At 72.3% G+C, this 13,754-nt stretch carries 12 protein-coding genes; 4 read left to right on the top strand and 8 right to left on the bottom strand.

Going from position 1 to position 13,754, the window contains the following annotated elements; genetic code table 11:
• Positions 1-8: 8 nt before the first annotated feature.
• The 3 genes from QP089_RS40325 to QP089_RS40335 all read right to left on the bottom strand — a co-directional run bounded on the left by QP089_RS40325 (position 9) and on the right by QP089_RS40335 (position 4,031).
• Positions 9-809 (bottom strand): carbon-nitrogen hydrolase family protein, encoded by an 801-nt coding sequence (locus tag QP089_RS40325; protein WP_285919419.1) that lies wholly within the window; start codon positions 807-809, stop codon positions 9-11.
• A 21-nt stretch (positions 810-830) separates the two neighbouring features.
• On the bottom strand, positions 831-3,338 hold the full coding sequence (locus QP089_RS40330) for a DEAD/DEAH box helicase (RefSeq protein ID WP_285919421.1): 2,508 nt from the start codon (positions 3,336-3,338) through the stop codon (positions 831-833).
• A gap of 96 nt (positions 3,339-3,434) precedes the next feature.
• The gene (locus tag QP089_RS40335; RefSeq protein WP_285919423.1) at positions 3,435-4,031 is read right to left on the bottom strand and encodes an HD domain-containing protein; all 597 of its coding nucleotides are present in this window, start codon (positions 4,029-4,031) and stop codon (positions 3,435-3,437) included.
• 91 nt (positions 4,032-4,122) lie between these two features.
• On the opposite strand from QP089_RS40335, the gene QP089_RS40340 reads away from it, so the two are divergent.
• Entirely contained in the window at positions 4,123-4,311 is a 189-nt protein-coding gene (locus QP089_RS40340) for a hypothetical protein (RefSeq protein ID WP_285919425.1), read from the top strand.
• Positions 4,308-5,105, top strand: a complete 798-nt coding sequence (locus tag QP089_RS40345) for an SDR family oxidoreductase (protein WP_285919427.1) — start codon at positions 4,308-4,310, stop codon at positions 5,103-5,105. The genes QP089_RS40340 and QP089_RS40345 overlap by 4 nt, the downstream gene beginning before the upstream one ends.
• Positions 5,106-5,130: 25 nt before the next feature.
• Here the strand turns inward: QP089_RS40345 and gnd are convergent, their stop codons facing one another.
• Positions 5,131-6,555 carry an NADP-dependent phosphogluconate dehydrogenase gene (gnd, locus tag QP089_RS40350; protein ID WP_285919429.1) on the bottom strand — a complete coding sequence of 475 codons (1,425 nt, stop codon included), beginning with the start codon at positions 6,553-6,555 and terminating at the stop codon, positions 5,131-5,133.
• 154 nt (positions 6,556-6,709) lie between these two features.
• On the opposite strand from gnd, the gene QP089_RS40355 reads away from it, so the two are divergent.
• Both QP089_RS40355 and QP089_RS40360 read left to right on the top strand, forming a co-directional pair.
• The gene (locus QP089_RS40355) at positions 6,710-7,459 is read left to right on the top strand and encodes an HAD family hydrolase (protein WP_285919539.1); all 750 of its coding nucleotides are present in this window, start codon (positions 6,710-6,712) and stop codon (positions 7,457-7,459) included.
• On the top strand, positions 7,456-9,843 hold the full coding sequence (locus QP089_RS40360) for a glycoside hydrolase family 65 protein (protein ID WP_285919431.1): 2,388 nt from the start codon (positions 7,456-7,458) through the stop codon (positions 9,841-9,843). Before QP089_RS40355 ends, QP089_RS40360 begins: the two co-directional genes overlap by 4 nt.
• A 12-nt stretch (positions 9,844-9,855) precedes the next feature.
• Here QP089_RS40360 and soxR read toward each other — a convergent pair whose 3' ends face one another.
• From soxR to QP089_RS40380, 4 genes are all read right to left on the bottom strand, one after another.
• Positions 9,856-10,434 carry a redox-sensitive transcriptional activator SoxR gene (gene soxR, locus QP089_RS40365; RefSeq protein WP_446474126.1) on the bottom strand — a complete coding sequence of 193 codons (579 nt, stop codon included), beginning with the start codon at positions 10,432-10,434 and terminating at the stop codon, positions 9,856-9,858.
• Between the two features lie 47 nt (positions 10,435-10,481).
• Positions 10,482-11,099, bottom strand: coding sequence for an HdeD family acid-resistance protein (locus QP089_RS40370; protein WP_285919434.1), 618 nt, complete (start codon positions 11,097-11,099; stop codon positions 10,482-10,484).
• A 63-nt stretch (positions 11,100-11,162) separates the two neighbouring features.
• Positions 11,163-11,732, bottom strand: a complete 570-nt coding sequence (locus tag QP089_RS40375) for a DUF421 domain-containing protein (protein ID WP_285919436.1) — start codon at positions 11,730-11,732, stop codon at positions 11,163-11,165.
• Positions 11,733-11,852: 120 nt separating this feature from the next.
• Positions 11,853-13,670: a phosphoenolpyruvate carboxykinase (GTP) gene (locus QP089_RS40380; RefSeq protein WP_285919438.1), complete on the bottom strand. Its 1,818-nt coding sequence runs from the start codon at positions 13,668-13,670 to the stop codon at positions 11,853-11,855.
• Between the last annotated feature and the right edge of the window lie 84 nt (positions 13,671-13,754).

Genomic DNA, 13,754 nt, shown 5'->3' on the forward strand with positions numbered 1-13,754 from the left:
GGGGCGGGTCAGGTCAGCGGGACGGTGGTGAAGCGCCGCAGCGACAGCGCCGGGTTCCTCTTCCGGACCGCCGCGACGCGCTCGGGCGACACGTCGGCGGCCGCGATGCCGGCGGACTCCCCCACCGCCGCGACGACGACGCCCATCGGGTCGACGATCATGCTGTTGCCCGCGCCGGTCGGCGCGCACTGGTCGGCGGCCGCCACGTAGATCGTGTTCTCGATCGCGCGGGCCCGCACGAGCGTGCGCCAGTGGTCCTCCTTGAGCGGGCCCGGCACCCACTCCGCGGGCAGCGCCAGCACGTCGGCGCCCGCGTCCACGATCCGCCGCGTCACCTCGGGGAACCGGACGTCGTAGCAGGTCTGCATGCCGAACCGCACGCCGTCCACGACGAAGGTCTCCGGGTCGCCGATCTCGCCGTGCCGGACGAGCGCGGACTCCTCGTACCCGAACGCGTCGTACAGGTGCGTCTTGCGGTACGTCGCGGCGACCGCGCCGTCCGGGCCGATCGCGAGGAGCGTGTTGGAGATGTGGTCCGGGTCGTCCAGGCGCTCGTTCACGCCCGCCACGACGTGGACGCCGTGCCGCCGCGCCAGCTCACCCAGCCCGGCCGCGAAGGGGCCGTCCAGCGGCTCGGCGGAGTCGACGAACCGCCGGTCCAGCCTCAGCGCGGTGAACATCGCGAACTCGGGGCACACGACCACCTTCGCGCCGCGTCCGGCCGCCTCCCCCGCGAGCTTGCCGATCGTCGCGAGGTTGGCGTCCTTGTCCTCACCGGGCGCGAACTGCGCGACCGCGACCTGCACCATCTCCCAGCCCTCCTGTCACGCTCACATGCGGTCCACCGCGGTGACCCGGATGACGGCCGCGCCCTCCTGGTCGGAGCCCGCCAGGTCGACCTCGGCGGAGATCCCCCAGTCGTGGTCGCCCGCCGGGTCGTCGAAGACCTGCCGGACCCGCCACAGCGCGTCCTGCGGGACCTCCTCGATCTGCAGCAGCTTCGGCCCGCGCGCGTTCGGGCCGGTGAGCAGCTCGTCGTGCTCGGCGAAGTAGCCGTCCATCGCCTCCCGCCAGGCGTCCGCGCCGAAGTCGGGGTCCAGTTCGCCGAGCTCGTGGTAGCGCTCCAGCGCCGCCAGCTCCACCCGCCGGAACATCGCGTTGCGGACCAGCACGCGGAACGCGCGCGCGTTCGCGGTCACCTTCGTGACCCGGTCCACGATCGGCTCGTCCACGTCCTCGTCGGCGGGGTTGGCGAGCTGCTCCCACTCGTCCAGGAGGCTGGAGTCGACCTGCCGGACCAGCTCCCCCAGCCACTCGATCAGGTCGATCAGGTCGTCGGTCTTGATCGACTCGGGGACGGTCTGCTGCAGCGCCTTGTACGCCCCCGACAGGTACCGCAGGACGAGGCCCTCGGCCCGCGCCAGCTCGTAGTACCCGATGTACTCGGTGAACGTCATCGCCCGCTCGTACATGTCCCGCACGATCGACTTCGGGCGCAGCGGGTGGTCGCCGACCCACGGGTGACCGGCCCGGTAGATCTCGTACGCGGCGTCGAGCTCGTCCTCCAGCGGCTTCGGGTGGTCGACGTCCTGGAGCAGCTCCATCCGCTCCTCGTACTCGATCCCCTCGGCCTTCATCTCCTGGACGGCCTCGCCGCGCGCCTTGTTGACCTGCGCGGCGAGGATCTGCCGCGGGTCGTCCAGCGTCGCCTCGATCACCGACAGGACGTCCAGCGCGTACGACGGCGACGCCGGGTCCAGCACCTCGAACGCGGCCAGCGCGAACGTCGACAGCGGCTGGTTGAGCGCGAAGTCCTCCTGGAGGTCGACGGTGATCCGCGCGTGGCGGCCCACGTCGTCGGGCTCGGGCAGCACCTCCACCACCCCGCCGGCCAGCAGCGACCGGTAGATCGCGATGGCGCGGGAGATGTGCCGGCGCTGCGCCGACGGCTCCTCGTGGTTGTCGGTCAGCAGCCGCTTCATCGCCTGGAACGCGTTGCCGGGACGGGCGATCACCGACAGCAGCATCGCGTGCGACACCTGGAACCGGGACCGCAGCATCTCCGGCTCCGCGTCCTGGAGCTTCTTGAAGACCTCCTCGTCCCAGCCGACGAACCCCTCCGGCGGCTTCTTGCGCTGCACCTTCCGCCGCTTCTTCGGGTCGTCGCCCGCCTTGGCCAGGGCCTTCTCGTTCTCGACCACGTACTCGGGGGCCTGCGCGACGACGAACCCGACGGTGTCGAACCCGGCGCGGCCGGCGCGTCCGGCGATCTGGTGGAACTCCCGCGCCCGCAGGCGCCGCACCCGGTGCCCGTCGTACTTGCTCAGCGCGGTGAACACCACCGTGCGGATCGGCACGTTCACGCCGACGCCGAGCGTGTCGGTCCCGCAGATGACCTTCAGCAGGCCGGCCTGCGCGAGCCGCTCCACCAGCCGCCGGTACTTCGGCAGCATCCCCGCGTGGTGCACCCCGATCCCGTGCCGGACGAACCGCGACAGGTTCCGCCCGAACTTGGTGGTGAACCGGAACCCGCCGATCAGCTCGGCGATCCGCGCCTTCTCCGCCTTGGTGCACACGTTGATGCTCATCAGCGACTGCGCCCGCTCGATCGCCGCCGCCTGGGTGAAGTGCACCAGGTAGATCGGCGCCTTCTGCTCGGCCAGCAGCTCCTCGATCGTCTCGTGCAGCGGCGTGACCCGGTAGTCGTAGATCAGCGGGACGGGCCGCTCCGCCGAGGTCACCAGCGCGGTCGGCCGGCCCGTCCGGCGCGTCAGGTCCTTCTGGAAGAACCCGACGTCGCCGAGCGTGGCCGACATGAGCAGGAACTGCGCCTGCGGCAGCTCCAGCAGCGGGATCTGCCACGCCCAGCCGCGCTCGGGCTCGGCGTAGAAGTGGAACTCGTCCATCACGACCACGTCGATGTCGGCGTCGGCGCCGTCCCGCAGCGCGATGTTGGCCAGCACCTCGGCGGTGCAGCACACGATCGGCGCGTCGGCGTTGACGCTGGCGTCGCCGGTCATCATCCCGACGTTCTCGCGGCCGAACATCTCGCACAGGTCGAAGAACTTCTCCGAGACCAGCGCCTTGATCGGCGCGGTGTAGAACCCGACCTGGTCCTTGCCGAGGGCCGCGAACAGCGCGCCCGCCGCGACCAGGCTCTTGCCCGACCCGGTCGGCGTCGAAAGGATCACGTTGGCGCCCGACACGACCTCGATGAGCGCTTCCTCCTGCGCGGGGTACAGCGTGATCCCGCGCCCCGACACCCATCGCCCGAACGCCTCGAACAGCGAATCGGGATCGGCGTCGGTACCGGAAGGAAGCTCATCGATCAGGCTCACCCCTCCATCCTGCCCCGGATCGCCCACTGCCCGCGCCAACCCGGCCGCCAGGAGCTACAGCCGACGTGGCCGGCAGGCGCAACGGCGCGCCCGGCGTCACACGAGCGCGTGGCCGTACTCGGCCGCCAGGGGCCTGAGGTCGGGCTCGCCGTACAGATCGCGCAGCTCCTTGAAGGCGGCGACCTTGTCCCCGCCGAACCGCCGGACGTGGACGGCGTAGGACGACGCGTCCACGAACGTCGGCGGCCTGGTCTTGCTGTGGAACTTGTCCGCGTACATGACGAGCCGCTCTTCGCCGGTCTCGGCCACGTAGTCGGCGGGCGGCAGCGGCAGATTCTGCCGCTCGATGTCGTCGCGCGTCAGCCCCATCCCGGTGTGGTGCGAGCAGAACCGGCACAGCACCTCGGGATAGCCCTCTTCCGCCAGCAGCTCGTGCCCGAGCACCCCGTGCCGGATGTACTGCTTGTGGTCGAACTCCCCGGTGACGTCGTACAGCCGGTAGACGCCGACGTCGTGCAGCAGGCACCCGGCCCGCACGAGATCCTTGTCGACGTCCGGTCCGCCGCTCTCCATGAGCCGCTCGGCGATCCGGCACACGATCGCGCAGTGCGTCCAGACCAGCTCGAACGCCTCCCGGCTCGGCGCCAGCCGCTCGTGCAGGGCCCGAATCTCCTCGTCCCCCGGTATCCGCACGCCCCGACCCTACTGCCCGCCCGGGTTAGGGGGCGGTTGTGCGGTTACAACGTGCGGGACGCAACCGCAACGGACACGAGAGGGCGCAGCGATGGAGAAGAAGAGGACCGATCCCGCCGACCGCGGTCCCGGGGCCAGCTCGGGGCACGAGGAGCTGCCGCGCGAGCGGATCGTGCCGGGGAACGGCAGCGCCGCGGAGGGCTACGAGAGCAGGGAGGGCAGCGGCACGCGGGACGGCAACCCGATCGCGGGGGTCGAGCGCGACGACGGTGAGTCGTGAGCGGATACGACCGGGTCGCCGTCGTCACCGGAGCCGACAGCGGCATCGGGAAGGCGACGGCGGTCCTGCTGGCCCGGCAGGGCTTCGACGTCGGCGTGACGTACCGGTCCGACCGCGAGGGCGCCGAGGGGACGGCCCGGGAGGTCGCCGAGGCCGGGCGGCGGGCCGCCGTCCGGCGGCACGACCTCACCGACCCGGAGAAGGCGGCCGGCGCGGTGGACGAGCTGGCCGACGAGCTCGGCGGGCTGGGCGTGCTGGTGAACAACGCCGGCACCGGCAGCGCGCGGCCCGTCCTCGACATGGACCTCGGCGAGTGGCGCGAGGTGCTGTCGGTCGACCTGGACGGCGCGTTCCTGTGCACCCGGCGGGCGGCGCGCCGGATGATCGACCGCGGTGGGGGCGGGCGGGTCGTGAACGTCACCAGCGTCCACGAGGAGTACCCGCGCGTCGGGTCGGGGCCGTACTGCGCGGCGAAGGGCGGGCTGAAGATGCTCGCGCGCGTCCTGGCGCTGGAGCTGTCGCAGTACGGGATCACGGTGAACACGGTCGCGCCCGGCGAGATCGCCACGCCGATGACCGGGCAGCACGACGAGCCGCCCGAGCCCGACAGCAGGCCCGGCTACCCGCTCGCCAGGCCCGGCCACGCCCGCGAGGTCGCCGAGGCGATCGCGTTCCTGGCGGGCCCCGGCGCGTCCTACGTCACGGGCGCCTCGCTGTTCGTGGACGGGGCGCTCGGGCTGATGGGCCCGCAGGCCGCGGGCGCGCTGGAGTCGCCGGCCTGGCGCGAGGGCTGAGCCTCCCGCCGGGCCGGCGGCTCCGTCAGGCCTCCACCTCGGTGCGGTCGCCGCCCCAGAGGGTGTGGAAGGAGCCGTCGCGGTCGACGCGGCGGTAGGTGTGGGCGCCGAAGAAGTCGCGCTGGCCCTGGGTGAGCGCGGCCGGCAGGCGGTCGGCGCGCAGCGAGTCGTAGTAGGCGAGCGCGGTCGCGAAGCCGGGTGCGGGGATGCCGAGGCGGGCGGCGGTCGCGACGACCTCGCGCCAGGCGTCCTGGGCGTCGCCGAGGGCCTCGGCGAAGTGGTCGTCGGTGAGCAGCGTCGGCGTGGACGGGTCGGCCTCGTAGGCGGCGCGGATCCGGTCCAGGAAGCGGGCGCGGATGATGCAGCCGCCGCGCCAGATGGTCGCCATCGCGCCGGCGTCGATGTCCCAGCCGTACTCGGCGCTGCCCGCCTGGATCTCGTGGAAGCCCTGCGCGTACGCGACGATCTTGGAGGCGTAGAGCGCCTTCTCCACGGCGTCGGCGAAGCCGGACCCGGCGGTCGCGGCGCGCGCCGGCCCCGGCAGGTTCCGGGACGCCTCGCGCAGGTCGGCGTGGCCGGAGACGGACCGGGCGAACACGGCCTCGGCGATGCCGCCGACCGGGACGCCGAGGTCCAGCGCCGTCTGGACGGTCCAGCGGCCGGTGCCCTTCTGCTCGGCCTGGTCGAGCACCACGTCCACGAACGGCTCGCCGGTGGCGGCGTCGGTGTGCGCGAGGACCTCGGCGGTGATCTCGATCAGGTAGGACTCCAGCCGGCCGGTGTTCCAGGTGCGGAACACCTCGGCGATCTCGGCGGGCGCGAGCCCGGCGGCGTGCCGCAGCAGGTCGTAGGACTCGGCGATCAGCTGCATGTCGGAGTACTCGATGCCGTTGTGCACCATCTTGACGAAGTGCCCGGCGCCGTCGGGGCCGACGTGGGTGCAGCAGGGCGTCCCGTCGACCTTCGCGGCGATGTCCTCCAGCAGCGGGCCGAGCGCCTCGTAGGACTCGGCGGAGCCGCCCGGCATGATGCTCGGGCCGTGCAGCGCGCCCTCCTCGCCGCCGGAGATGCCCGCCCCGACGAAGTGGACGCCGCGCTCGCGCAGCGCGGCCTCGCGGCGGCGGGTGTCGGCGAAGTGCGCGTTGCCGCCGTCCACGATCATGTCGCCGGGCTCCAGCAGCGGCGCGAACTCGTCGATGACCGCGTCGGTGGGCGCGCCCGCCTTCACCATGACCACCAGGCGGCGGGGGCGCTCCAGCGACGCCACGAACTGCTCGGGCGTCTCGGCGGGCAGGAAGGTCCCCTCGTCGCCGAACTCCTCCACCAGCGCCTTCGTGCGGGCGGCGGTGCGGTTGTGCACGGCGACGGGATGGCCGTGCCGGGCGAGGTTGCGGGCGAGGTTGCGGCCCATCACCGCGAGCCCGGTGACACCTATGCGCGCCGTTTGCATTGGTTCTCTCCTCTTCGTGTGCCACCCTGGCCAAGGGGTTGTACGACGATCATGACCTCCCCCGTTCGAACGCCGGCCCCGCATGTCCTGTTCCGGCACGGGAACGGGGACGCACGTGAGCAACGATTCCGACCGTGTCATCCAGGGGGTGCGGATGCTGGGACTGCCGGACGCGGCGTCGGCGTGTCTTTTCGATCTCGACGGGGTGCTTACCCGGACCGCGGCGGTGCACGCGGCGGCCTGGAAGGAGATGTTCGACGGCTACCTGCGCGAACGCGCGCGGGAGAGCGGCGAGCCGTTCGTCCCCTTCGACCCGGTGAAGGACTACGGCCGCTACGTCGACGGCAAGAAGCGCGAGGACGGGACGCGCTCGTTCCTGGAGTCGCGCGGCATCACGCTGCCCGAGGGCGACCCGGACGACCCGCCGGAGAACGCGACCGTCCGGGGCCTCGGCAACCGCAAGAACGCCCTCGTCCTCAAGCTGATCGAGGAGAAGGGCGTGGAGACCTTCGACGGGTCGATCGACTTCGTCCGCGCGGCCCGCGAGGCCGGGCTGAAGACGGCCGTGGTGTCCTCCAGCGCCAACACCGTGCAGGTGCTGCGCTCGGTCGGCATCACCGACCTGTTCGACGCGCGGGTGGACGGCGTCGTCGCGGCGGAGCGGAACCTGCCCGGCAAGCCCGCACCCGACATGTTCCTTGCGGGGGCGCAGGAACTGGACGTGCCCGCCGAGCGGGCCGTGGTGTTCGAGGACGCGCTCGCCGGCGTGCAGGCGGGCCGGGCCGGCGGGTTCGCGTACGTGGTGGGCGTCAACCGGGTCGACGAGGAGCACGCCAGGGCGCTCGCCGAGCACGGCGCCGACGTGGTCGTCGACGACCTGTCCGAGCTGCTGGAGGGCGAGTGACCGACCGGGAGGGGCAGACCAGCGTCGACCGGCCGGCCTTCACCGTCGAGCCGTGGTGCGTGCGCGAGCCGGAGCTGCGGCTGGACCGGCTGGCGCAGAGCGAGTCGGTGTTCGCGCTGTCCAACGGCCATCTCGGCATGCGCGGCAACCTCGACGAGGGCGAGCCGCACGGCATGCCGGGCACCTACCTGAACTCCTTCTACGAGCAGCGGCCGCTGCCGCACGCCGAGGTCGCCTACGGCTACCCCGAGTCGGGGCAGACGGTCATCAACGTCACCAACGGCAAGGTGATCCGCCTGCTGGTGGACGACGAGCCGCTGGACGTGCGGTACGGGCGCGTCCACCACCACGAGCGGGTCCTCGACATGCGGGCGGGCACGCTGACCCGGCACGTGGAGTGGACCTCGCCCGCCGACCAGCGCATCAAGTTGACGTCGGTGCGGATGGTGTCGCTGACGCAGCGGGCCGTGGCGGCGATCTGCTACGAGGTGGAGCCGGTCAACCAGTCCATGCGGGTCGTCGCGCAGTCGGAGCTGGTGGCCAACGAGGCGCTGCCGGACGGCAACAAGGACCCGCGCGCCTCGGCGATCCTCGACCACCCGCTGATCAGCGAGGAGCACGTCGCCAACGGCACCAAGGTGCTGCTGCTGCACCGGACGCGGCAGAGCGGCCTGCGGATGTCGGCGGGCATGTCGCACCACATCGAGGGCCCCGAGTCGATGGCGATCGAGACCGAGAGCTCCCCCGACGTGGGCCGGCTGACGGTCGCGACGCGGCTGGAGCCCGGGCAGCGGCTGCGGATCATCAAGTACCTGGCGTACGGGTGGTCCAGCCAGCGGTCCCGGCCGGCGCTGCACGACCAGGTGGTCGGGGCGCTGGCGGGCGCGCGGCAGACCGGCTGGGAGGGGCTGCTGGAGGAGCAGCGTCAGTACCTGGACGACTTCTGGTGCGGCGCCGACGTGGAGGTCGACGGGGACGCCGAGATCCAGCAGGCGGTCCGGTTCGGGCTGTTCCACACCCTGCAGGCGGGCGCCCGCGCGGAACGGCGGATGATCCCGGCGAAGGGGCTGACGGGGCCGGGCTACGACGGGCACACGTTCTGGGACACCGAGACGTTCGTGCTCCCGGTGCTGACCTACACCGCGCCCGACTCCGCCGCCGACGCGCTCGCCTGGCGGCACATGACGCTGCCGCTGGCGTGCGAGCGGGCCTACCAGCTCGGCCTGGCCGGTGCGGCGTTCCCGTGGCGGACGATCCGCGGCCACGAATGCTCGGGCTACTGGCCCGCCGGGACCGCCGCGTTCCACATCAACGCCGACATCGCCGACGCCGTCGTCCGGTACATCGACGCCACGCAGGACGAGCAGTTCGAGCGGGAGATCGGGCTGGAGATCCTGGTGCAGACGGCGCGGCTGTGGCGCAGCCTCGGCCACCACGACGTCGGCGGCGTGTTCCGCATCGACGGCGTCACCGGCCCGGACGAGTACAGCGCGGTCGTGGACAACAACGTCTACACCAACCTGATGGCGCGCCGGAACCTGCTGGAGGCGGCGGAGACGGCGATGCGCCATCCCGACATCTGCGACCGGCTCGGCGTGGACGCCGAGGAGGCCGCGTCGTGGCGGGACGCGGCGGCGGCGATGGTGATCCCCTACGACGAGCGGCTGGGCGTCCACCCGCAGAGCGAGAACTTCACCAACCACGCCCGCTGGGACTTCGCGGCGACCAAGCCCGACCACTACCCGCTGCTGCTGAGCTTCCCCTACTTCGACCTGTACCGCAAGCAGGTGGTCAAGCAGGCGGACCTGGTGCTGGCGCTGCACCTGTGCGGGGACGAGTTCACCGACGAGCAGAAGGCCCGCGACTTCGGGTACTACGAGAGCCTGACGGTGCGCGACTCGTCGCTGTCGGCGCAGACGCAGGCGGTGGTCGCGGCCGAGGTCGGGCACCTGGAGCTGGCGCACGACTACCTCGGCGAGACCGCGCTGATGGACCTGCACGACCTGAACCACAACACCCGCGACGGGCTGCACGTGGCGTCGATGGCGGGCGCGTGGAGCGGGCTCGTCGCCGGGTTCGGCGGGATGCGGGCGGGCGGCGGGCGGCTGCGGTTCGCGCCGCGGCTGCCGGGCGGCATCAGCCGGCTGGCGTTCCGGATGCGCTACCGGGGCAGCCGGGTGCGGGTCGAGGTCACCGCGGAGACGGCCACCTACGAGCTGCTGGACGGCCCGGAGATCCGGCTGTGGCACCACGGCGAGGAGTTCGAGCTCGGGGACGAGCCGGTCACGCTGCCGATCGAGCAGCTCCCGGCCCGTGAGGCGCCGAGCCAGCCGGCGGGGCGGGAGCCCTCGCCGCGGCGCATCGACCCGCACAGCCGCGACTAGCGGCAGGGCGGGTCAGCACCCGGCGGTGCAGGGCGCCGGCCCGCCCTTCTTCGCGGACGCGTCGCAGGACGGGGCGTCGCCGCGCGTCGCGTCGTCCTGCGCCAGGCGGGTCCGCTCGCCGTCCCGCGGGGCGGCGCGGTCGACGAGGAGGCGGCGCGGGCCGGGGCCCTCGTCGCCGAGCCGGTCGTAGGGGTTGGCGAGCGCGCACTTGCTGATCGACAGGCAGCCGCAGCCGATGCACTCGGTGAGGTCGTCGCGGAGCCGCTCCAGCTGCCGGATGCGGGCGTCCAGGTCGGCGCGCCACAGGTCCGACAGCCGCGCCCAGTCGCCGACGGTCGGGGTGCGCTCCTCGGGGAGGGTGGCGAGGGCGTCCCTGATGTCGGCGAGCGGGATGCCGACCCGCTGCGAGACCTTGATGAACGAGACGCGGCGGAGCGTGTCGCGGCTGAAGCGGCGCTGGTTCCCGGCCGTGCGGCGGCTGCTGATCAGCCCCTTGGCCTCGTAGAAGTGCAGCGCCGAGACGGCCACGCCGCTGCGCTCGGCGAGCTGCCCGACGGTCAGTTCGTGCTTGCGGTGCTCCAGGCGCGTCATGGGGCGCATCCTATGCGACCTCAACCGGACTTGAGGTTACCGGCCGGTCAATGCCAGCGGGGCCTCGCCGCGCCCATGCCCGCGCCGCCGCGCTCCGCCCGCCTGCCGAGGCCGCGCAGCCGCAGCGCCGCGCCGACCAGCGCGGCGCCGAACAGGATCGCGAACAGGCCGATCAGCCAGACGACCGCGAGCGCGCCCGACACCGGCCAGGCGAACAGCAGGATCCCGAAGACGATCGAGATCGCGCCGGTCAGCGCGTACATCCACTCGCCGCGCAGCTCCCGGCGCAGCGCCACCGCCGCGACGATCTCCAGCACCCCGGTGACGACCGCCCACGCGGCGATCAGCATGAGCAGCGCGAGCGCGGTGAGGCCCGGCCAGGCCATCGCGACGACGCCGAGCACGATGCCGGCCGCGCCCGACACCGCGAGCAGGCCGCGCGGCCCGCCGGTCGTGCCGCGGATCGCGTGCACCACCGCGGTCACCCCGTCCACCAGCGCGTACGCGCCGAACAGCACGACCAGGACCCACAGCGTGATGTGCGGCCACACCCACGCGACCACGCCGAACAGGATCGCGAACGCGCCGCGCAGCGCGAGCACCCACCAGTGGCGGGTCATCAGGTCGAACATCGCGGCCTCCCGGGGCGGTGGACGTCTCCCCATTGCAGCCGACGGTCACCGACGAAACCCCCAACAACCACCCCGAACTGGGCAAAGCCTGCGCGGTCAGTGCCGCGCGGCGAGCCGCTCCAGGTGCCGTTCGATCCGCTCCAGCCGCGCGCGCAGGTCGGCGACGTCGCCGGCGCTGGCGGACTGCTCCTCGTCCCGCAGCCGGACCACCACCGCGCCGCCCGGCTCCAGGGTGACCAGCCGGGTGTCGGCGACGTCGTCGCCGCCCTGCTCCTGGATCGCCTCGTCGACGTCGCCGGGACGCAGCCCGAGCCGCAGCAGCGTCCGCCGCCGGTACGCGCCGTCCTGCGCCAGGACGCTCGCCCGGCCGTGCACCAGCCCGGACAGCCACGGCAGGAACAGCGCCGCGCGCACCAGCGCCGCGTTCAGCGCCAGCAGCACCACGGCGCCGAGCACTCCCCCGGTCAGCGAGTCGTCCGGGCCGATGACCGCGTTCTGCACGACGTTGGACAGCAGCAGCATGACCACGAAGTCGAAGCCGTTGAGCTGCGCCAGCTCCCGTTTCCCGGCCACCCGCAGCAGCACGACGATCACCAGGAAGACCGCGGCCGACCGGGTCACCTTGTCGGCGACCGGGACGCCCATCCCGAACAGGTCATGCCACATGTTCCGCTCCCGCCTCCTCGAAAGAGCTCGCGCCCGCTCGCCGAAGGATCTCAGGCGAGCGGGCGCGGGCGGGGCGATCGGAGCCGTTGCGGCGCGTCCGGCGGGACGGGCGTCGCGCGATCAGGCCTCCAGGCGGCGGACCAGGTCGTGGTACTCGTCCCACAGCGCCTTCGGCATGTGGTCGCCGAACTTCTCGAAGAACTCCGGCACGAGCGCGGCCTCCTGCTTCCACACCTCGGTGTCGACCGACAGCAGCGTCTCCAGGTCGGCGTCGTCGAGGTCGAGGCCCTCGGTGTCGAGCGCCTCCCTGGTCGGCAGGTGCCCGATCGGGGACTTGGCGGCGTCGGCCTTGCCGTTGAGCCGCTCGACGATCCACTTCAGCACGCGGCTGTTCTCGCCGAAGCCCGGCCAGACGAACTTGCCGTCGGCGTTCTTGCGGAACCAGTTGACGTAGTAGATGCGCGGGAGCTTCTCGGCGTCGGTGGCCTTGCCGATCTCCAGCCAGTGGCCGAAGTAGTCGCCCATGTTGTAGCCGCAGAACGGCAGCATGGCGAACGGGTCGCGGCGCAGTTCGCCGACGGTGCCCTCGGCGGCGGCGGTCTTCTCCGAGGCGATGTTGGCGCCGAGGAACACGCCCTGCTGCCAGTCGAAGGACTCGGTGACCAGCGGGACCGCGGACGCGCGCCGGCCGCCGAACAGGATCGCCGAGATCGGCACGCCCTTCGGGTCCTCCCACTCGTCGGCGATGATCGGGCACTGCCCGGCCGGGGTGGTGAAGCGGGCGTTCGGGTGCGCGGCGGGCGCGTCGGACGCGGGCGTCCAGTCGTTGCCCTTCCAGTCGGTCAGGTGCGCGGGCGGCTCGTCGGTGAGGCCCTCCCACCACACGTCGCCGTCGTCGGTGAGCGCGACGTTGGTGAAGATGCTGTTGCCCCACAGCGTCCGGACCGCGTTGGCGTTGGTGCTCTCGCCGGTGCCGGGCGCGACGCCGAAGAAGCCGGCCTCGGGGTTGATCGCGTACAGGCGGCCGTCGTCGCCGAACCGCATCCAGGCGATGTCGTCGCCGATGGTCTCGACCTTCCAGCCCGGGATGGTCGGCTCCAGCATGGCGAGGTTGGTCTTGCCGCACGCGGACGGGAACGCGGCGGCGACGTAGCGGGTCTCGCCCTCCGGCGGGGTGAGCTTCAGGACGAGCATGTGCTCGGCCATCCAGCCCTCGTCGCGGGCCATCGTCGAGGCGATCCGCAGCGCGTAGCACTTCTTGCCCAGCAGGGCGTTGCCGCCGTAGCCGGACCCGTAGGACCAGATCTCCCGGGTCTCGGGGAAATGGGTGATGTACTTGGTGGAGTTGCACGGCCACCTGACGTCGGCCTGCCCCGGCTCCAGCGGCGCGCCGACCGAGTGGACGGCCTTGACGTAGGAGCCGCGCTCCTCGATCAGCCGCAGCGCGCCCGTGCCCATCCGCGTCATGATCCGCATCGACACCGCGACGTAGGCGGAGTCGGTGATCTCGACGCCGAGCTGGGAGATGTTGCCGCCCAGCGGGCCCATGCAGAACGGCACCACGTACATGGTGCGGCCCTTCATGCAGCCGTCGAAGAGCCCGTTGAGGGTCTGCTTCATCTCGGCGGGCGCGATCCAGTTGTTGGTCGGGCCGGCGTCCTCCTCCTTCTCGGAGCAGATGAACGTCCGGTCCTCGACGCGGGCCACGTCGGTGGGGTCGGAGGCCGCGTGGAAGCTGTTGGGCCGCTTGGCGGGGTCGAGGCGGGTGAGGGTGCCCTGCTCGACGAGGAGGCCGGTCAGGCGCTCCCACTCCTCGTCCGAGCCGTCGCACCACTCGACGCGGTCGGGCCCGGTCAGCTCGGCGATCCCGCGTACCCACTCAACTAGTTCGGTGTGGCCGGTAGGGGCCTGGTCGAGGCCGGGGACCTGGTTGGACACGGGCAACTCCTTCAGCTGTTCGCAGGATGTTTGCATGATGAACAAGACCCGACGTTTTTGCCATTTGGTCTGGACCAATCCCGG

Origin of the sequence: Actinomadura opuntiae (assembly GCF_030283205.1) — a bacterium.
Lineage (GTDB): Bacteria > Actinomycetota > Actinomycetes > Streptosporangiales > Streptosporangiaceae > Spirillospora.